This window comes from Testudinibacter sp. P27/CKL/0425 (genome assembly GCF_052931395.1).
In genome coordinates this window covers 2,412,702-2,431,182 of record NZ_CM128801.1, presented here as the reverse complement: position 1 = coordinate 2,431,182, position 18,481 = coordinate 2,412,702, and the positions used below count along the sequence as shown (strand labels likewise).

19 protein-coding genes and 1 tRNA gene are annotated in these 18,481 nt (G+C 47.4%); 13 read left to right on the top strand and 7 right to left on the bottom strand.

Going from position 1 to position 18,481, the window contains the following annotated elements; translation table 11 throughout:
• Nucleotides 1–5: 5 nt before the first annotated feature.
• The 8 genes from murC (at nucleotide 6) to arcB (ending at nucleotide 10,228) form a co-directional block, all read left to right on the top strand.
• Nucleotides 6–1,445 carry a UDP-N-acetylmuramate--L-alanine ligase gene (murC, locus tag ACUHGC_RS11935; protein ID WP_446833505.1) on the top strand — a complete coding sequence of 480 codons (1,440 nt, stop codon included), beginning with the start codon at nucleotides 6–8 and terminating at the stop codon, nucleotides 1,443–1,445.
• 16 nt (nucleotides 1,446–1,461) lie between these two features.
• Nucleotides 1,462–2,388, top strand: a complete 927-nt coding sequence (locus ACUHGC_RS11930) for a D-alanine--D-alanine ligase (protein ID WP_446833504.1) — start codon at nucleotides 1,462–1,464, stop codon at nucleotides 2,386–2,388.
• Between the two features lie 3 nt (nucleotides 2,389–2,391).
• Nucleotides 2,392–3,204 carry a cell division protein FtsQ/DivIB gene (locus tag ACUHGC_RS11925; RefSeq protein ID WP_446833503.1) on the top strand — a complete coding sequence of 271 codons (813 nt, stop codon included), beginning with the start codon at nucleotides 2,392–2,394 and terminating at the stop codon, nucleotides 3,202–3,204.
• Nucleotides 3,205–3,230: 26 nt separating this feature from the next.
• On the top strand, nucleotides 3,231–4,508 hold the full coding sequence (gene ftsA / locus ACUHGC_RS11920; protein WP_446833502.1) for a cell division protein FtsA: 1,278 nt from the start codon (nucleotides 3,231–3,233) through the stop codon (nucleotides 4,506–4,508).
• 72 nt (nucleotides 4,509–4,580) lie between these two features.
• Nucleotides 4,581–5,795 carry a cell division protein FtsZ gene (gene ftsZ, locus ACUHGC_RS11915; RefSeq protein ID WP_446833501.1) on the top strand — a complete coding sequence of 405 codons (1,215 nt, stop codon included), beginning with the start codon at nucleotides 4,581–4,583 and terminating at the stop codon, nucleotides 5,793–5,795.
• Between the two features lie 33 nt (nucleotides 5,796–5,828).
• On the top strand, nucleotides 5,829–6,746 hold the full coding sequence (gene lpxC / locus ACUHGC_RS11910) for a UDP-3-O-acyl-N-acetylglucosamine deacetylase (protein ID WP_446833500.1): 918 nt from the start codon (nucleotides 5,829–5,831) through the stop codon (nucleotides 6,744–6,746).
• Nucleotides 6,747–6,888: 142 nt separating this feature from the next.
• Nucleotides 6,889–7,749 (top strand): phosphoribosylaminoimidazolesuccinocarboxamide synthase, encoded by an 861-nt coding sequence (locus ACUHGC_RS11905; RefSeq protein ID WP_446833499.1) that lies wholly within the window; start codon nucleotides 6,889–6,891, stop codon nucleotides 7,747–7,749.
• A 124-nt stretch (nucleotides 7,750–7,873) separates the two neighbouring features.
• Nucleotides 7,874–10,228 carry an aerobic respiration two-component sensor histidine kinase ArcB gene (gene arcB, locus ACUHGC_RS11900; protein ID WP_446833498.1) on the top strand — a complete coding sequence of 785 codons (2,355 nt, stop codon included), beginning with the start codon at nucleotides 7,874–7,876 and terminating at the stop codon, nucleotides 10,226–10,228.
• A gap of 50 nt (nucleotides 10,229–10,278) precedes the next feature.
• On the opposite strand, the gene ACUHGC_RS11895 is transcribed toward arcB, so the two are convergent.
• The 7 genes from ACUHGC_RS11895 to lptC form a co-directional block, all read right to left on the bottom strand.
• Complete coding sequence (locus tag ACUHGC_RS11895) at nucleotides 10,279–11,592, bottom strand: anaerobic C4-dicarboxylate transporter (RefSeq protein ID WP_446833497.1); 1,314 nt, start codon at nucleotides 11,590–11,592, stop codon at nucleotides 10,279–10,281.
• A gap of 214 nt (nucleotides 11,593–11,806) precedes the next feature.
• Nucleotides 11,807–11,883 (bottom strand) — tRNA-Arg (locus tag ACUHGC_RS11890).
• Between the two features lie 7 nt (nucleotides 11,884–11,890).
• Nucleotides 11,891–12,748, bottom strand: coding sequence for an RNase adapter RapZ (gene rapZ, locus ACUHGC_RS11885; protein ID WP_446833496.1), 858 nt, complete (start codon nucleotides 12,746–12,748; stop codon nucleotides 11,891–11,893).
• A gap of 32 nt (nucleotides 12,749–12,780) precedes the next feature.
• Nucleotides 12,781–13,290, bottom strand: coding sequence for a PTS IIA-like nitrogen regulatory protein PtsN (gene ptsN, locus ACUHGC_RS11880; protein ID WP_446833495.1), 510 nt, complete (start codon nucleotides 13,288–13,290; stop codon nucleotides 12,781–12,783).
• 32 nt (nucleotides 13,291–13,322) lie between these two features.
• Entirely contained in the window at nucleotides 13,323–14,048 is a 726-nt protein-coding gene (gene lptB, locus ACUHGC_RS11875) for an LPS export ABC transporter ATP-binding protein (RefSeq protein WP_446833494.1), read from the bottom strand.
• A gap of 20 nt (nucleotides 14,049–14,068) precedes the next feature.
• The gene (lptA, locus tag ACUHGC_RS11870) at nucleotides 14,069–14,575 is read right to left on the bottom strand and encodes a lipopolysaccharide transport periplasmic protein LptA (RefSeq protein ID WP_446833493.1); all 507 of its coding nucleotides are present in this window, start codon (nucleotides 14,573–14,575) and stop codon (nucleotides 14,069–14,071) included.
• Complete coding sequence (gene lptC, locus ACUHGC_RS11865) at nucleotides 14,556–15,137, bottom strand: LPS export ABC transporter periplasmic protein LptC (protein WP_446833492.1); 582 nt, start codon at nucleotides 15,135–15,137, stop codon at nucleotides 14,556–14,558. Before lptC ends, lptA begins: the two co-directional genes overlap by 20 nt.
• Before the next feature lie 198 nt (nucleotides 15,138–15,335).
• Between lptC and ACUHGC_RS11860 the strand changes: the two genes are divergently transcribed.
• From ACUHGC_RS11860 to ACUHGC_RS11840, 5 genes are read left to right on the top strand one after another with little or no spacing between them, the layout of a single operon-like run.
• Entirely contained in the window at nucleotides 15,336–16,130 is a 795-nt protein-coding gene (locus tag ACUHGC_RS11860) for an ATP-binding cassette domain-containing protein (RefSeq protein ID WP_446833491.1), read from the top strand.
• A complete protein-coding gene (gene mlaE / locus ACUHGC_RS11855; RefSeq protein ID WP_446833490.1) occupies nucleotides 16,127–16,912 on the top strand; it encodes a lipid asymmetry maintenance ABC transporter permease subunit MlaE in 786 nt (261 codons plus the stop codon). The genes ACUHGC_RS11860 and mlaE overlap by 4 nt, the downstream gene beginning before the upstream one ends.
• Before the next feature lie 40 nt (nucleotides 16,913–16,952).
• Nucleotides 16,953–17,450, top strand: a complete 498-nt coding sequence (gene mlaD / locus ACUHGC_RS11850; protein ID WP_446833489.1) for an outer membrane lipid asymmetry maintenance protein MlaD — start codon at nucleotides 16,953–16,955, stop codon at nucleotides 17,448–17,450.
• A gap of 40 nt (nucleotides 17,451–17,490) precedes the next feature.
• Entirely contained in the window at nucleotides 17,491–18,135 is a 645-nt protein-coding gene (gene mlaC, locus ACUHGC_RS11845) for a phospholipid-binding protein MlaC (RefSeq protein WP_446833488.1), read from the top strand.
• Between the two features lie 9 nt (nucleotides 18,136–18,144).
• On the top strand, nucleotides 18,145–18,474 hold the full coding sequence (locus ACUHGC_RS11840; RefSeq protein ID WP_446833487.1) for an STAS domain-containing protein: 330 nt from the start codon (nucleotides 18,145–18,147) through the stop codon (nucleotides 18,472–18,474).
• Nucleotides 18,475–18,481 lie beyond the last annotated feature (7 nt).

Below are 18,481 nucleotides of genomic sequence, written 5' to 3'. Positions count from 1 at the left end.
AAAGAATGGAAGAACATGATTTTCAAAAACGCCTGCGTGATTTTGTGCCGGGTATGCGTCGGGTAAAACAGATTCATTTTGTCGGCATCGGCGGCGCCGGAATGGGCGGGATTGCCGAAGTGTTGCTGAACGAAGGCTATGTGGTGACCGGCTCGGATATTGCCGACGGTGCGGTGACTCGGCGTTTGGCGCAATTAGGCGCGAAAATCTTTTTTAAGCATGAAGCGGTGAACGTCAAAGAAGCTAGTGTGGTGGTGGTATCCAGCGCGATTAAAGCCGATAACCCGGAAGTTGTTGCCGCACGCGAAGCGCGGATTCCGGTGATCCAGCGGGCACAGATGTTGGCGGAAATCATGCGCTTCCGTCACGGCATTGCGATTGCCGGCACGCACGGCAAAACGACAACAACCGCAATGATCGCGATGATTTACGCGCAAGCCGGATTGGATCCGACTTTCGTCAACGGCGGCTTGGTGAAGTCCGCCGGCACCAATGCCCATTTGGGATTAAGCCGTTATCTGATCGCCGAAGCCGATGAGAGTGACGCTTCTTTCTTACATTTGCAGCCGATGGTGTCGGTGGTGACCAATATCGAACCGGATCACATGGAAACTTATCAAGGCAGTTTCGCCAAAATGAAACAGACTTATATTGATTTCCTGCATAACTTGCCTTTCTATGGCTTGGCGGTGATGTGTGCCGATGATAAAGAGTTAGAGGAAATTATTCCAAGTGTCGGGCGGCAAGTGATCACTTACGGTTTCAGCCAACACGCCGATTATCGAATTGAAAATTATCGCCAAACCGCATTTCAAGGGTTATACGATGTGATTTATCCGTCCGGCAAACGTATTTCGGTGGTGTTGAATGTGCCGGGTAAACACAATGCGCTGAATGCGATTGCCGCGTTAGCAGTGGCGAAAGAGGAAGGCATCGGTGATGAGGCGATTCTGACCGCCCTTGCGGATTTCCAAGGCGCAGGGCGCCGTTTTGATCAGCTCGGTGTGTTTGAACGCCCGTGTGGCAAAGTGATGTTAGTGGACGATTACGGCCATCACCCGACAGAAGTGAATGTGACGATTGAAGCAGCGCGTTCAGGCTGGCAAGATAAACGGGTGGTGATGGTGTTCCAACCGCATCGTTATTCACGCACTCGTGATCTGTTTGATGATTTCGTGCAAGTGCTGTCGAATGTGGACGTGCTGATTATGCTCGACGTATACGCGGCGGGCGAAGAGCCGATTGCCGGTGCGGACAGTCGCGCCTTGTGCCGTTCTATCCGCAATCTGGGTAAAGTCGATCCGATTTTATTGTCGGATGCCGAAAAATTGCCACAGATTATGGAACAAGTATTGCAAGACGGAGATTTGGTGTTGGCGCAGGGCGCCGGCAGCGTAAGTAAATTATCCCGAAATTTAATGGATTTGTGGAATAATAAAAAATAAGAGCGAATACGGGTAAATGATGAAAGCGTTAAAACAACAAAAAATTGCCGTGTTATACGGCGGCACGTCGGCGGAACGTGAAGTTTCGCTCAATTCAGGTAAAGCGGTGCTGGAAGCATTACAAAGCCAAGGTTTCGATGCGCATGGCGTTGATCCTAAAGAAGTGAGCTTGGAACAGCTCAAACTGCAAGGTTTTGATCGAGCGTTTAATATTCTGCACGGGCGTGGCGGCGAAGACGGCACGGTGCAGGGCGTGTTGGAATTTTTAGGCATTCCTTATACCGGCTGCGGCGTGCTGACCTCCTCCTTAACCATGGATAAAATGCGCACCAAAATGTTATGGAAAGGTTTTGGTTTGCCGGTTGCCGAAATGGAAGTGGTGCATAAAGCCCGTTTTGCAGGCTTTGATCCGCAAGCGGTGGTGGCTAAATTAGGTTTGCCGTTAATGGTGAAACCGTCGTTGGAAGGTTCGAGTGTCGGTTTAACCAAAGTAAAACGCACCGAAGATCTGCAAAGTGCGGTTGAATATGCGTTTCAATATGATGAAACCGTGCTGATCGAAGAATGGCTTGCCGGTGAAGAGTATTCTGTGCCGGTGCTGGACGGCGAAGTGTTGCCGCCGATTCGTATTCAGCCGAGCGCAGAATTTTACGATTACAATGCGAAATATATTTCGGATGATACTCAATATTTCTGCCCGGCAGGCTTGAGCGAAGCGCGTGAGCAGGAGCTGAAAGATTTGGTGAAATTGGCGTATGATAGCGTCGGCTGTCGCGGTTGGAGTCGAGTGGATGTGATGGCAGACGCTGAAGGACGTTTTAATCTGGTGGAGGTCAACACCACACCGGGTATGACCAGCCACAGCCTGTTCCCGATGGCGGCAAAAGTCAACGGCTACAGTTTCGAGCAGCTGGTGGTGAAGATTTTGGAGTTGAGTGTATAAGTTATGGCGGTAAGACCTAACCGGAGTCAGCAACGCATTCAGCCGCAACGAGCGGAGGAGAGCGGTTTTAAGTTTTTTCTGCCGCTTAAATCGCTAGTTGTGATATTATGCGTAGGATTTGGTTATTATTGCTACACACATTGGCAAGATTTTTTAGCCTCGTTGGATTCACAGCCGCTAAATTCGTTTGCCGTCGTCGGACAGCCTCAGTACACCTCGTATAACGATATTCGAGACAGTTTGGTTGAGTTTGGCGAATTGCAAGGCTATTTTTCACAAGATGTGAAAGCCATTCAGCAGCAAATTGAAAAAATGCCGTGGGTCAGAGGCGCGCTGGTGCGCAAGCTTTGGCCGAACAAATTGAGCATTGCAGTGGCGGAATATTCGCCGGTGGCATCATGGAACGGTGATCAGTTATTGGCGGCAGACGGTGCGATTTTTAGCCTACCGGCGGAAAAACGCGGCAATTTACAGTTGCCTGCCTTGCAAGGTAACGATTTTCAGAGCCGTGAAGTGTTATCGGCTTGGTATCAAATCAGCAATGCGTTAAAAGCGAAAAATATGACGTTGCAAGCCATGCAGATTGACGGACGCGGCGCTTGGCAGGTCAGCCTGAGCAACGGCATTGTATTGAAATTAGGGCGTGGCGAATGGAAGCAAAAAATAGAACGGTTTGCCACGATCTACCCGCAAATCGAAGTGCCTGAACATCAAGTGCTGGATTATGTGGATTTGCGGTATAACCGTGGCGCGGCGGTCGGCTTTAAAGCGATGCCGCAAGCGGTACAAACGCCGGCAGAGAGCAACGGAAATTAATTAATTGACAACTAAGTAAAACAAATATGGCAAAGATTGTTGAAGCGAAAATCAAAGTAGGACTGGAAGTCGGCACTTCCAAAGTCGTGGCGGTGGTGGGCGAAGTCCTGCCGGACGGTGTCGTCAATGTACTTGGCGTAGGCAGTAGCCCGTCAAAAGGGATTGATCGCGGCAGTATCACCGATTTGGATGCGGTGGTTAACTCGATCCAACGCGCGATCGAAGGAGCGGAATCGATTGCTGATTGCCAGATTGTCAGTGTTTCATTGGCGATCACCGGCGAACATATCCAAAGCCTCAATGAAAGCGGCTTGGTGCCGATTGCAAATGACGAAGTCACCCAAGATGAGATTGAAGGTGCGATGAATATCGCACAATCGGTCAAAATGGGCGAAGGGCTGAGCATTTTGCACGTCATTCCGCAAGAATTTGCTGTTGATAAACAGTTGAATATTAAAAATCCGCTCGGCTTGCAAGGCGTACGCTTACAGGCGCAAGCGCACTTGATTGCCTGTCATCAAAGTTGGTTGAATAATCTGAAAAAAGCAGTGTTGCGCGCCGGTCTTAAAGTTGATGAAGTGGTGTTTTCCGGCTTGGCGTCGAGCTATTCGGTGTTAACCGAAGATGAAAAAGAGCTGGGTGTGTGCTTAATCGACATCGGTGGCGGTACGATTGATATTATTGTCTATACCAACGGTGCACTGCGTTTCAGCAAAGTGATTCCTTACGCTGGCAATCGAATTACCGATGATGTGGCGTATGCGTTTGGCACTTCCAGAATGGAAGCCGAAAAGATTAAAGTGGCTTACGGAAGTGCGGTCACACCGGCACGCAATAATCCAGATAAGAAAATTGAAGTGCCAAGCGTCGGCGGGCGTGCACCGCGCAGTTTGGCAAAAGAGATGTTGTCAGTGGTCACCGCAGCGCGTTATAAGGAGCTGTTGAAATTAGTAGAAAAAGAGTTGACGCTGCTGAAGCATGAACTGGACGCGAAACAAATTAAATCCGATTTGATTGCCGGCGTGGTATTAACCGGTGGCGGCTCGCAAATCGAAGACATTATCGAATGTGCCGCCGATATTTTCGGACCGCAAGTGCGGGTTGGTACGCCGCTAAATTTGGCGGGCTTGACTGATTATGTCAATAAACCGCAATATGCGACAGTGTTGGGGTTGTTGCACCATAACTACAATAATGCCGACGAAATCCGACAACGAGATTCCTCCGCCGGTTCAATTGGTGTGGTGTCGGGAATCAAGGAAAATATCGTTAAATTTTTTACAATGATAAAAAATCAGTTTTGATAATTTCCGGTTATCGCATAGAATAGAAAATTATTGGTTTGCAAAATAAAACAAACATAACGGGGAGAATATATGTTTGAGCCTATCGAGTTTGACGACATTACTGATGCCGTAATTAAAGTTGTCGGTGTTGGTGGTGGTGGCGGTAATGCCGTTAATCATATGGTGCAGGAAGAAATGCACGGTGTTGAGTTTTTCTCAATTAACACTGATGCGCAAGCTTTGCGTAAAAGTTTGGTTAAACAGACTGTACAAATCGGTGGCAATACAACCAAAGGCCTCGGTGCTGGTGCGAATCCGAACGTCGGTCGCCAAGCGGCGGAAGATGATAAAGACGCGATCCGTAATATCCTAGAAGGGGCGGATATGGTGTTTATCGCAGCCGGTATGGGTGGTGGAACCGGAACCGGTGCCGCTCCAGTTGTTGCGCAAATTGCTAAAGAATTAGGCATTTTGACCGTTGCGGTGGTGACCAAGCCATTCAGCTTTGAAGGCAAAAAACGGATGCAATTGGCAGAGATGGGCATTCGTGAATTGTCTAAATTCGTCGATTCCTTGATCGTCATCCCGAATGAAAAATTATTAAAAGTCTTAGGCAAAAATATCTCCCTGGTTAATGCCTTTGCGACAGCCAATGAAATTTTGCGTAATGCGGTGCGTGGTATTTCCGATATGATCACCTCTCCGGGTTTGATCAACGTGGACTTCGCCGACGTGAAAACCGTGATGCAGGAAATGGGACACGCCATGATGGGAACCGGTATCGCCAACGGCGAAGTCGGTGACGGTCGTGCCGATAAAGCGGCGCAAGATGCGGTTGCCAGCCCATTATTAGAAGATGTGGATTTATCCGGTGCGCGCGGTGTGTTGGTGAATATTACCGCCGGTATGGATTTGTCATTAGATGAATTTTCTACCGTCGGTGACACCGTGCGGGCGTTTGCTTCAGAAGATGCGACCGTGGTTATCGGCAGCACCCTGATTCCGGAAATGAGCGAGCAAATTCGCGTGACGATCGTCGCAACCGGGATTGGCAGCAAAGAAGAACAACACGAATTGAAAGTGATTACGCCGAAAGCAAATAATATTCCGGCGCCACAAGCGAACCCGGTGCAATCCGGTTTTGAAGGACAATCGAACTTTAATTCGCAGCAGCAGTCTAATAATCAGGGATATAATAATTATGGCAATAAAACAGCCGTCGGGGCTGAAGTTGCCAAACCGAAAGAATTTGATGAAAATAACTTATTTGATATTCCGTCATTCTTGCGCAATCAGGCCGACTAGGCGGCACTGTATCTAAAAAGGTACTCAGATATTATGATTAAACAAAGAACATTAAAACAGAGTGTAAAAGTCACCGGTATCGGATTGCACAGCGGGAAAAAGGTCACCTTGACCATGCGCCCGGCTGAAGTCAATACCGGCGTGATCTATTGTCGTACCGATCTGAATCCGCCTGTCAGCTTTGTAGCTAATGCCGATGCGATTCGTGACACGATGTTGTGTACTTGTTTGGTAAATGACGACGGCGTGCGAGTTTCCACCGTCGAGCATATCAATTCTGCCTTGGCGGCACTGGGAATCGACAATATTATTATTGAAGTCGATGCACCGGAAATTCCGATTATGGACGGCAGTGCGGCACCGTTTATCTATTTGCTGTTAGACACCGGTATTGAAGAGCAGGCGGCAGCGAAAAAATTCATTCGCATTAAAAAAACGGTGCGGGTTGAAGACGGTGATAAATGGGCGGAATTTAAACCGTACAACGGTTTCCACTTGGATTTCACTATTGATTTCAAACACCCGGCGATTTCCGGTGATGTAACCAATTATAAACTGGATTTTTCAACCCAAGCGTTTATTCAACAAATCAGCCGTGCGCGTACGTTCGGCTTTATGAAAGACATTGAATATCTGCAAGCGCAAGGCTTGGCACTGGGTGGCAGTCTAGATAATGCGATTGTGTTAGATGACTACCGTATTCTGAATGAAGACGGCTTGCGCTTTAAAGATGAATTGGTGCGGCATAAACTATTAGATGCGATTGGCGATCTTTATATGGCGAACCACAATATCATCGGCGCGTTTAAAGCCTATAAATCCGGACACGGATTAAACAACAAACTGCTAAGAGCGGTGTTGGCGGATCAGGAAGCGTGGGAATATGTCACCTTTGAGCGCGAAGCGAGCGTTCCTCAAGGGTACTTAGTGCCTGCTCAGATTATGATCTAAGCCGAAGATTCACAAAAAGCCATATTTCAATTGAAATATGGCTTTTTTCATGGTGCAAGGCTTAAAAAATACAAAGTGCGGTTTAAAGTGCGCTACAATAAAACGGTTATTGATACGGAACTTCTTGAAATAGGACAAAGCAATGCAACAAATCAGCTTAAAGAAAATTTATTCGGGTAAAGTGCGGGATCTGTATGAGATCGATGACGAAAGAATGTTGATGGTGGCGACCGATCGCCTCTCGGCGTTCGACGTGATTTTAGACGATCCGATTCCGGCGAAGGGTGAAATTTTAACCCAAATCTCCAATTTCTGGTTTAAACAACTGGCGGATATTATGCCGAACCACTTTACTGGCGATACGGTGTATGATGTGTTGCCGAAAGAAGAAGCCGATCAAGTCAAAGATCGCGCGGTGGTGTGCAAACGCTTAACGCCGGTGAAAATCGAGTCGATTGTTCGTGGCTATCTGACCGGTAGCGGTTTGAAAGATTACCGCGCCACTGGCACAATCTGCGGGTTAGAATTGCCGGAAGGGCTGCAAGAAGCGAGCAAACTACCGGAACCGATTTTCACCCCGTCCAGCAAAGCCGAAGTGGGCGATCACGATGAAAACATCAGTTATGCGCAGTGTGAACAGCTAATCGGAAAAGAGCTGGCGGCAGAAGTTAAACAAAAAGCGATTGCACTATATACCGCTGCGGCGGAATATGCGCTGACCAAAGGAATTATCATCTGTGATACCAAATTTGAATTCGGCTTGGATAAAAATGGGGTATTGACGCTGATGGACGAAGTGTTAACACCGGATTCCAGCCGTTTTTGGGCGATTGAAAATTACCAAGAAGGCACGAATCCGCCGTCATTTGATAAACAATTTATCCGTGATTGGTTGGAACAAAGCGGCTGGAATAAACAGCCACCAGCGCCAAAAGTCCCTGCGGATGTGATCCAAAAAACGGTCGATAAATACCGAGAAGCCTTGGAATTGCTGACGAAATAACTGAATTATGCGGTTTAAACCGCACTTTCATCACTGACTAGGGGCGGATTGTAGATCCGCCCCTATTTTTCAAGTGAATGTTCTTGTTGAGCAGCCGAATTAACCCGAATCTAAAAATAGTATTATGAAAAACGTAAAAATCTATCTGCAAAATTACATTGACTGGATTATCCGCATCGGCAAAATCAAGTTTTCCGTGTTGGGCTTGTTGATTCTGGCGGCTTATGCGTTGTTGATCCAAGCCGGCAGCACGCTGTTATTCACCGGTTCGCTTGATTGGGGCGATATTCTGCGTTCGGTGATTTTCGGACTGTGTTCCGCACCTTTTGTGATCTATTTTTTCTTGGTGATTGTTGAAAAATTAGAACTGGCACGGCAAGGCGCGGAAAAAACGCTGGTGCAGCTGAAAGTGCTGCGAATGCAGGATTACCAACTGAATCAGGAATTGAACAAAAAAAATCTATTGTTGAGCCGTGAAATTGAAGAGCGAGCCAAGGCAGAACAGGAATTGACTTCCGCGTTGTTGCACTTAGAGCTGGAGATTAAACAGCGCGGACGTATTCAATTGGAATTGGAACAGAGTGCCCAGTTGTTACGTTCCTTTTTTGATGCCTCGCCGGATTTGGTGTTTTATCGTGGCGAAGATCACCGTTTTCTGGGCGCAAATCGGGCGATGGAACAGCTGACCGGCAAAAAAAGTGACGAGCTGAAATTGATGACGCCGCTTGATCTGTATAGCGAGCGGACAGCAAAAAAAGCGATTGAAAGTGATTTGCAGGTCAGTCGTGAGAAGCAAGGGAGGCGCTATGAGCAGTGGCTGTATTATCCAGACGGGCGGGCTGCGTGCTTTGAAATTCTGAAAGTGCCGTACTACGATAAAATCAGCAAACAAAATATGATCATCGCATTCGGGCGCGACATCACCGAGCGTACCACTTATCGGGAAGCGATTGAAAAAAACAGCCGTGATAAAACCAATTTGATGACTACGATTAGCCATGAATTGAAAACGCCGCTGAACGGGATTATCGGCTTAAGCCGCATTTTGCTGGACGGCAAGTTGAGCGAACAGCAGCGGAATTATCTTCAAACTATTAAGGTAAGTGCGGTCTCACTCGGGCATATTTTTAATGATTTAGTCGATCTGGAGAAAATTGAAACTCACCGGATCGAGTTGTTTGAAAAAGATTGCGATTTCAACGGGTTATTGAATGACATTCATAATATCGCTTCGGTAATGGCGGAGCAGAAAAATCTGAGATTCGAAATGAAGCTGGCTGATGATTTGCCGGAATGGGTGCGGATCGATCCGATTCGTTTAAACCAAATGCTGTGGAATCTAATCAGTAATGCGGTGAAATTTACCAAGCAAGGCTGGGTACGGTTGTCGGTTGCTAAAACCGGTGAGGACGAGCTCAGTTTTCAAATCAGCGATAGTGGCATCGGCATCCCGCAAACCGAATTGAACAAAATTTTTACCATGTATTACCAAGTGAAATCGCAGGACAATATGCGCGCGCTCGGCAGCGGGATCGGGCTGGCGGTCTCGAAACAGATCGCTTCATTGATGTCCGGCGATTTAACGGTGGAAAGCGAGGAAAATGTCGGTACGACCTTTACTCTACGAGTGAAAGCACCGCAAATTGCTGCGCTGACCGCACTTGCCCCCCAGCCAAGCCAAGCGGTGAACCGCACTTTGACTATCCTGCTGGTGGAAGACATTGAGGTGAATATCATTGTTGCCAAATCGGTGTTGGAAAAATTGGGGCATCAGGTCGATGTCGCTATGAGCGGCAGTGAAGCGTTGGAAAAATTTCATCAGCGTGAATATGATCTGCTGTTGTTGGATATTCAACTGCCGGATATGTCGGGCTTTGATATTGCTCAGCTCCTGCGACGTGAATATCAAGAGGATGAAATTGATTATCTGCCACCGCTGGTGGCGTTGACGGCGAACGTGATGAACAGCAAAGCCGATTATTTGCAGCAAGGGATGGATGATGTGTTGTCGAAACCGTTATCGCAAGAGGCGCTGAATACCACGTTGGCATACTTGTTTGATGAAGATGGATTTGCGCCTGAGCCGACCACGTTGCCGGCGGAAAGTGAACATAAACAAGCGGCAATACAGTTTGATTACCCGTTATTAAGTGAGCTGATTGAATTGCTGGGCAAAGACAAAGTGCTGGCGAGTGTAGAGCTGTTTGAACAGTTAATGCCGACTTATGTGGACGAGCTGAATCTGCATTACAAGCAATATCAAGCCGATCACAGCCGGAAAAAGGCGGTGGCGGAAGATGCGCATAAAATCAAAGGCGCGGCAGCCTCAATCGGTTTAAATGCGATTCGCGATGTGGCAGAAGCGGCACAGCATGAGGATGCGGAAAACTGGCAAGAGAATATTGCCCGTTGGGTGGCGATGCTCCAAGAGTGGCAGTCGTCATTGCAGGCATTGAAAAAGTGGCTAATCAGCCGTTAATAAAATAAAAATACCGCCAATCGGCGGTATTTTTTTAGCACTGTAAGATATTACAGGAACAGATTGGCGAACAACAAACCAAAACAGATGCTGAATACCATACTCAATAGCCCAGGGATCATAAAGCTGTGGTTAAAGATGTATTTGCCGATTTTGGTGGTGCCGGTGGTATCAAAGTCGATTGAGGCAATGATCGGGCCGTAGTTCGGAATAAAGAAATAACCGTTTACCGCCACAAATACCCCGATCAAAATCGGTGCAGGAATACCTAACATAATCCCCACCGGGAACAACGTAGCAACCGTTGCGCCTTGGCTATTAACCAAAACCGATAGTACAAATAAGGCAAAAGCAAACGCCCAAGGTGCGGTTTCAACCAACACTTTCACGCTTTCTTTCACTTCGGTCATGTGTGCTTGCATTAAGGTATCGCCCAACCATGCAATACCGAAAATCGCAATCACCGCACGCATACCGGCGTGGAACACTGAGCCTTGAGTAATCGCATTGCTGTTTGGCTTGCATAATAAGATAATCAACGCACCGACCGACAGCATCACGATTTCAATCGTGTGTGCCATGCCCATCGGTTTCCCGTCAAATGCCGGACGTAATGCCGGAAATGCGCCCATAAGAACGACTAACAATGCGCCGAATAGGAATAGACCGACTGAGATTTTAGCCGTTTTGCTGATTTGAATTTCAGCCGGATTAATATCGGAATGGTTATTTTTGACATATTCCGGATCTTGCAGCAAACGTTGGTAGCCGGGATCGTCTTTCAGCTCTTTGCCCATTTTATTAACAAACACACAAGCCAAAGCCAAACCGAGAATGGTTGCCGGCATCGTGACCATCAATACATCGCCTAAATGAATGCCTTGTGGCTCAAGGTAAGCAACCACCGCAACCACCGCCGCTGCAATCGGGCTGGCAACAATCGCAAATTGCGATGCGATAACCGCCATTGACAGCGGACGCTCAGGGCGAATTCCGTTGTGACGGCTAACTTCGGCAATAACCGGTAATACAGAATAAGCAACGTGCCCGGTTCCCGCTAATACGGTAAAAGTCCAAGTCACAGCTGGCGCCATGAATGTGATATATTTTGGATTTTTGCGCAAAATATTGGTCGCAATTTTGATCATATAGTCTAAACCGCCCGCCGCCTGCATGGCCGCTGCGGCTGAAACGACCGCCATGATCATTAACATAACATCGATTGGTAATCCCGCAGGTTGTAAGCCGAATCCAAAGGCTAAAATCGCTAAGCCCACGCCCCCCATGACACCAAGTCCTATTCCCCCAATCCGCGCACCAATCAGGATGCAAATTAAGACAATAGCAAATTGAATTAAAAACATAATTGCTCCACTGTTTTCGTTATAAATAATGATATTCTCTATGATAAAAGAGAACGTTGATTGGAAATCAAATTTTGACCTGTAGCCAATGTCAAGCAGGTAAAATCAGATGGCGCATATTTTATCAGGTGCAAAATAAAAAAGAAGTGTAAATACGCGAAAACGGGCTTTATATCAAAAACAAGGCAGATTTTGATAAAATTGAAATGCAGAATGGCGAACGTGGGCGGATTTGAACCGCCGGCCTATCCCTTAGGAGGGGATTGCTCTATCCGGCTGAGCTACACGTCCGTAAAGATTAAGCGGTTTTATGTTTGCTTAATGATAAATGCTGAATCTGCACTTTTTTGCCGCGGCTTAAAAAATACTCGCCGAGTTGTTGTGCAATGTAAACTGAACGGTGCTTGCCGCCGGTGCAGCCGATAGCAATGGTTAAATAGCTGCGGTTGTTTTGTTCCAATAACGGCAACCAGGTTTCGATATAGTTGCGGGTGGTGTAGATAAAGTTATGTACTTCGTTATGTCGATTGAGAAAATCGATCACCGGTTCATCCAGTCCGGTCATTGGGCGCAGTTGCGGATCCCAGTGCGGGTTGGGCAGAAAGCGCACATCGAACACATAATCGGCATCTAAAGGAATGCCGTATTTGAAACCGAACGATTCAAACACAATATTCAGCTCTTTATCTGACTTGCCGCGCAGAAATTGGCGCAATTTTTCTGCCAGTTCGTGAGTGGAAATGGTTGAGGTATCTAACACCAAATCCGCGTGTTGGAATAGCGGTTCTAATAACTCGCGCTCAAATTCAATTGCGGATTCCAGCGTCATGTTTTTGACTGAAAGCGGGTGTAAACGGCGACTATCGCTATAACGGCGGATTAAAATATTCGGTTCGCAGTCGAGGAACACCACTCGGACTTTAATACTTTCCGGCAGCTTGCTCAATAACCGTTCCATTTGAATGGGCGATTCCGGCATATTTCGAATATCTAAGCTGATCGCAACGGCGTCCTGTTTTTGTGTCAGCAGCTCGATCGCTTCGCTGAACAGCGCCAACGGAAGATTATCAATGCAGTAGTAGCCGATGTCTTCCAACACGCGTAAAGCGACGGACTTGCCTGAGCCGGAGCGGCCGCTGATGATGATCAGTTCCATAAGTATTCCTCTTAAGTCCCGCGGTTTTTTCGCTATGCTTCGCTTAAAGCGACTTCAGGCGCGCTTTCCGGTGCTTCTACTTCTTCGTTGTGCAGATCCAGTTTAGAAAAAATATCCCAGATCTCTTCTTTGCTGTGTGCGGCACGCAACTGTTTTACGATGGTTTTATTGCTTAATTTTTTTGCGATTTCAGGTAGCATCAGCTTGCAGTCGCTACATAAATTTTCAGGAATAAACAGGGCGAACAGCAAATCCACTTCACGGTTGTCCGCTGCTTTATAATCAATCGGATTGGCTAATTGCAAAAACACCGCAATCGGTTGATTGCCTTCAGCCAGTTTGGCATGTGGCAGGGCGATGCCGCCGCCAAGTGCGGTACAACCAACTTTTTCCCGTTCACATAAGTGTTCAAAACACGCCCTAGGCTTGGCGTCGGTTTGTGTGCTGACAATCTCACTCAGGATTTCCAACACTCTTTTTTTGCTAGATGCCATCAAGCCTTGACGAATATTGTCTAAGCTAAGCAAATGAGTCAATTTCATAATACAACGTCTCTGATTGGGCGGGAACAGATCTATAATTTAAACTGATCGCCCAAATATACTCGTTTCACATCTTCATTTTCTAAAATTTCGCGCGGGGTTCCGGTGGCAATCATGTTGCCGGCGCTGACAATATAAGCGCGCTCACACACGTCTAAGGTTTCGCGCACGTTGTGATCGGTGATCAACACGCCCAAACCGCGATCTTTGAGGTGTAAAATAATTTTCTTAATATCAATCACCGAAATCGGATCGACACCGGCAAAAGGCTCGTCTAACAAAATAAATTTCGGATTCACCGCCAACGCCCGCGCGATTTCCACCCGACGGCGTTCGCCACCTGACAGCGATTGCCCTAAATTATTGCGAATGTGATCGATATGAAATTCTTCAATCAACTCCTCGGCGCGCTGTTTGCGCTGTTTCGGCGTCAGATCTTTGCGGATTTCCAACACCGCCATCAGGTTGTCATACACGCTTAAACGGCGGAAGATCGAGGCTTCCTGCGGCAGATAGCCGATCCCTTGTTGAGCGCGATTGTGCATCGGCAGCAGGGTAATATCTTGATCATCAATTTTAATTGAGCCGTGATCGCTTTTGACCAAGCCGACCACCATATAAAAAGTGGTGGTTTTACCGGCGCCGTTCGGACCCAGTAAGCCGACAATTTCGCCGGAATTTACGTTCAGACTGACATTGTGCACCACTTGGCGACCTTTATAGGATTTTGCCAGACTTTGTGCCGAAAGAATAGACATAGAATCTTAACCTGTTATTTTTATTTCTGCTGTAGCTGGGATGGATACAGAATGGTTTTCACCCGTCCTTTTCCGCTGTTTTTAGCAATCATTTTTTGTTGCTGCACATCATAAGTGATCACTTCGGCATTGATCTGGCTGTCTAATTGTTTTAACTGTGCATTGCCGGTCAGCACCAGATATTGGCTGCCTAAATCGTAATTCACTTTACTGGCTTTGCCGTTAATCGGTTTGCCGTTATCTAATTGCTGCTGGAAAGTCACCGGATTGCCGGTGGCTTCAATTTTCTCTTTGCCGCTGTCGTTGGTTGGGCGAATAATCGTGACCTTGTTGGCATTAATCAGGATCGATCCCTGGGTAATCACCACATTGTCGGAAAAAGTCACAATATTATTTTCCAAATCCAACGACTGATTATCTGAACTGATATTAATCGGCTGCTGAGTGTCACTTTTTAACGCGGAGGCGGAAAAAGAGAGCGCCAACGCAGTGACCAAGGTCAAGGAATTAATGAGTTTGGATTTCATAGTGAGTTTTCACCTGTTCTTTTAATGTTGCGACCTGTTGACGAAGATTGCCGACCAAGCGTTTCCCTGTGGTGGTGAAACTTTGACCAACAACACTAACCATTGTATCAGATGTTATATCTTGTGTCGTTAAATTGACAACCGCACTTGAGGTTTTCAAACTGTGGATTTTGCTTTCCGGCAGCAGGCTTTCAATCGTCACATTATCATCAAGATACAGGATTTTATTGCTGTCAATTTTAGCTTGATCGGCGCTCAGCTTCCAACTGCGCACCAGATTATTGCTGTCTTTGGCGGTTTCAAATAAGTAAACCACCGGAAATTTAAATACCGTATCGCCGTTCTGTTGAAAATATTCCACCTGATCGGCGGTGGCGACATATTGTTTGCGACCGTCAACGGAATACAGGGTGGTTTTCATGCGGTTCGCCACATAATCGGGGCTGTCACTGGTTTGAATGCGAGCGCTCAAAACACTTTCGTCTTGTTGGTTCAGCGAGTAATACCAAGCCAGCAATCCGAGTGCAATCACAACCAAGACAATGTTCCAACGAAAATTCATTCGCTTTCCTGTTAAGTATTGTCAGAATTTATTATTGCGAAATTCTAACATAAATTCGCCGCTTTTAGGCAAGTCCGCCACAATTAATCGCGCTTCAAGTGCGGTGAATATTTGACATTACCCTGAAATTCATACAAGATTCCGCCTAATTGCCTCTCGGCAAAGATGACAAATGCGCAGCGCAACACAAGGCGGAAAATGAATAACTATTTGGTTGAAGTGAAAGATCTCACCTTCAAACGCGGTTCAAGAACGATTTATCAGGGGCTGAACCTGAAAGTCGAACGCGGCAAAATCACCGCAATTATGGGGCCGTCGGGCATCGGAAAAACCACGTTGTTAAAGCTGATTGGCGGGCAACTGTTCCCCGAATCCGGTGAAATTCTGTTCGACGGAAAAGACATCACTCGGCTATCCAATGCCAAACTGTACCAACTGCGCAAGCGAATGGGAATGCTGTTCCAGTCGGGCGCGCTGTTCACCGATATTTCTACTTTTGACAACGTGGCATTTCCGCTGCGTGAACACAGCAATCTGCCGGAAGCATTGATTCGCCAGTTGACGTTGCTGAAATTGGAAGCGGTCGGCTTGCGCGGCGCGGCGGATTTAATGCCGTCGGAATTATCAGGCGGCATGGCACGCCGGGTTGCCCTTGCAAGAGCGGTGGCGCTCGACCCCGATTTAGTAATGTATGATGAACCGTTCACCGGGCAAGATCCTATCAGCATGGGCGTGATCGTCAGCCTGATTAAACGGCTGAATAAAACCCTACATCTGACATCAATTGTGGTGACCCACGATGTGAGCGAAGTGTTGAGCATCGCCGATTATGCGTATATCGTGGCGGATAAAACGGTCATCGCCGAAGGCACCGCGGAACAACTGAAACAAAGCGACGATCCGCGCGTGATCCAATTCTTGGCGGGCAACGAAGACGGGCCGGTGCAGTTCCACTATCCTGCCGAAAATTATATAGACGAGTTATTTGTATGATCAGTTCAGCCATTTCCAAATTGGGCGCTTCGGTGATCAGCGTGTTTCGCGCACTGGGGCGTTCGGCGTTTATGTTGTACGGCGCATTGGTCGGCGTGCCGCAGCCGAAAAAATATTTCCCGTTATTGATAAAACAGCTGTATGTGCTGGGCGTGCAGTCATTGTTGATTATTCTGTTATCCGGGCTGTTTATCGGCATGGTGCTCGGGCTGCAAGGCTATGTGGTGCTGGTCGGGTTTGCCGCCGAAAGCAGTTTGGGGCAGCTGGTGGCGTTATCGCTGCTGCGTGAATTGGGGCCGGTGGTGACCGCACTTCTATTTGCCGGACGCGCCGGATCGGCGTTGACCGCTGAAATCGGCTTAATGAAAGCCACCGAACAGCTTTCCAGCCTTGAAATGATGGCGGTTGATCCGCTGCGTCGGGTGATCTCGCCGCGTTTTTGGGCGGGGATTATTTCGATGCCGGTGCTGACCGTGATTTTCGTGGCGGTCGGCATTTGGGGCGGTTCACTGGTCGGCGTTGACTGGAAAGGCGTGGACGGCGGCAGTTTCTGGTCGGTGATGCAAAATTCGGTCAGCTGGAGTACCGACATTCTCAACGGAATTATTAAAAGTGCGGTTTTCGCCGTCGCTGTGGTGTGGATTGCACTGTTTAACGGCTATGACGCGCGCCCGACATCGGAAGGGATCAGCCGTGCTACCACCAAAACCGTGGTGCACGCGTCATTGACCGTATTGGCTTTGGATTTTATTTTAACCGCCATGATGTTCGGCGGGAATTAACGCTTGACGAATCGTTCAAGAGACAGCAAAGGAAAGAAAAATGCGTCAAACTATTAAATATGAATTTTGGGTCGGATTATTTTTATTGTTAGGGATCGCCGCGCTGGTGTTCTTAGGCTTGCGTGTAACCAACGTGCAGGGCTTCAGCGAAAGCAAAAGTTATAATTTACAAGCAACTTTTAACAATATTGGTGGTCTTAAAGTACGGGCAGCGGTAAAAACCGGCGGTGTGGTGATCGGAAGGGTCACGGCGATCGATCTGGATCCGCAAACCTATTTGCCGAAAGTCAGCTTGAGTATCGATCAACAATTTGATCAGATTCCCGAAACCAGCTCGCTTTCGATTAAGACTTCCGGCTTGCTGGGAGAACAATATGTTGCACTGAACATCGGATTCGATGACGGTGAAATTGCCATGCTGAAAAATGGAGATACGATCCACGACACAACTTCGGCAATGGTGTTGGAAGATTTAATCGGTCAGTTCCTTTACGGCGATAAAAGCGAGAACAAACAGACCGACGCAACAACAGAATAGCCGTTGAACCGATTCACGGCTATCAGACAGGAGAAAGTTAATGTTAAAAAGAATGTTAAACAAATGGTTTGCCACAAGTGCGGTATTGGTTATGGCGCTGTTCACGACGGTGCACGCCTCGGCGGCGGATAACCCGTATAAACTGATGCAACAAGCGTCGGACAAACTGTTTGCCTCAATCAGCAGCAATCAGGCGAAAATTCAGCAAAATCCGAATCAGGTGCGCACTATCGTGAAACAAGAATTGATGCCGTATATTCACGTTAACTACGCCGGTTCATTGGTGCTGGGGCAATATTTCAAAAGCACCACCCCTGCGCAGCGCGACCAGTTTTTCAATGCGTTTGCTAATTTCATCGAGCAGTCTTATGCGCAAGTGCTGACCATGTATAACAATCAGCAAATTCAGATTGAACAGGAAAAACCGATTGGCGATCAAAGCATTGTCAGCATTCGGGTCAATATTATCCAAACCAACGGCGCGGCGCCGGTGAAACTGGATTTTAAATGGCGCAAAAACACCCGCACCGGCGAGTGGCAAGCCTACGATATGGCGGCGGAAGGCGTGAGCATGGTCGAAACCAAGAAAAACGAATGGAGCAATATTCTGCGCCAGCAAGGGATCGACGCGCTGACGGCACAAATTGAGAAAAGCGCCGCCGTGCCGATTAAACTGGAAAAATAAGGTGTCGATTTGAGTTTTGAATGGAATGTCAGCCACAGTGAAAAAGAGCTGCACCTGCAACTAAACGGCGATTTAACCCGCAGCACGCTGTTGCCACTCTGGCAGCGGCGTGCTTTGCTATTTGCCGAAAATACCGATTTACCCGTCGAGTCTTGCCTATATATTGAACTAAATCATCTGGAAACGCTGGATTCTGCCGGTTTTGTGTTAATATGTGAAATTCTTCATCACTATTCGCAGCGCAACACGGTGAAATTAACTGCGGTACCGCACTTGGTGCAGGATTTTGCCGAATTGTACGATCTGGAACAGTGGTTAACCCCTTTTATACAGCAGTAATCAAGGA

Bases quoted from the DNA above. Each gene is read 5' to 3' on its own strand.
- mlaC (WP_446833488.1), top strand. From the start codon at position 17,491: ATGTTAAAAAGAATGTTAAACAAATGGTTTGCCACAAGTGCGGTATTG.
- ftsA (WP_446833502.1), top strand. From the start codon at position 3,231: ATGGCAAAGATTGTTGAAGCGAAAATCAAAGTAGGACTGGAAGTCGGC.
- arcB (WP_446833498.1), top strand. From the start codon at position 7,874: ATGAAAAACGTAAAAATCTATCTGCAAAATTACATTGACTGGATTATC.
- mlaD (WP_446833489.1), top strand. From the start codon at position 16,953: ATGCGTCAAACTATTAAATATGAATTTTGGGTCGGATTATTTTTATTG.
- lptC (WP_446833492.1), bottom strand. From the start codon at position 15,137: ATGAATTTTCGTTGGAACATTGTCTTGGTTGTGATTGCACTCGGATTG.
- murC (WP_446833505.1), top strand. From the start codon at position 6: ATGGAAGAACATGATTTTCAAAAACGCCTGCGTGATTTTGTGCCGGGT.
- ACUHGC_RS11860 (WP_446833491.1), top strand. From the start codon at position 15,336: ATGAATAACTATTTGGTTGAAGTGAAAGATCTCACCTTCAAACGCGGT.
- lptA (WP_446833493.1), bottom strand. From the start codon at position 14,575: ATGAAATCCAAACTCATTAATTCCTTGACCTTGGTCACTGCGTTGGCG.
- ACUHGC_RS11930 (WP_446833504.1), top strand. From the start codon at position 1,462: ATGATGAAAGCGTTAAAACAACAAAAAATTGCCGTGTTATACGGCGGC.
- mlaE (WP_446833490.1), top strand. From the start codon at position 16,127: ATGATCAGTTCAGCCATTTCCAAATTGGGCGCTTCGGTGATCAGCGTG.
- lptB (WP_446833494.1), bottom strand. From the start codon at position 14,048: ATGTCTATTCTTTCGGCACAAAGTCTGGCAAAATCCTATAAAGGTCGC.
- ACUHGC_RS11905 (WP_446833499.1), top strand. From the start codon at position 6,889: ATGCAACAAATCAGCTTAAAGAAAATTTATTCGGGTAAAGTGCGGGAT.
- lpxC (WP_446833500.1), top strand. From the start codon at position 5,829: ATGATTAAACAAAGAACATTAAAACAGAGTGTAAAAGTCACCGGTATC.
- ftsZ (WP_446833501.1), top strand. From the start codon at position 4,581: ATGTTTGAGCCTATCGAGTTTGACGACATTACTGATGCCGTAATTAAA.
- ACUHGC_RS11925 (WP_446833503.1), top strand. From the start codon at position 2,392: ATGGCGGTAAGACCTAACCGGAGTCAGCAACGCATTCAGCCGCAACGA.
- ACUHGC_RS11895 (WP_446833497.1), bottom strand. From the start codon at position 11,592: ATGTTTTTAATTCAATTTGCTATTGTCTTAATTTGCATCCTGATTGGT.
- rapZ (WP_446833496.1), bottom strand. From the start codon at position 12,748: ATGGAACTGATCATCATCAGCGGCCGCTCCGGCTCAGGCAAGTCCGTC.
- ptsN (WP_446833495.1), bottom strand. From the start codon at position 13,290: ATGAAATTGACTCATTTGCTTAGCTTAGACAATATTCGTCAAGGCTTG.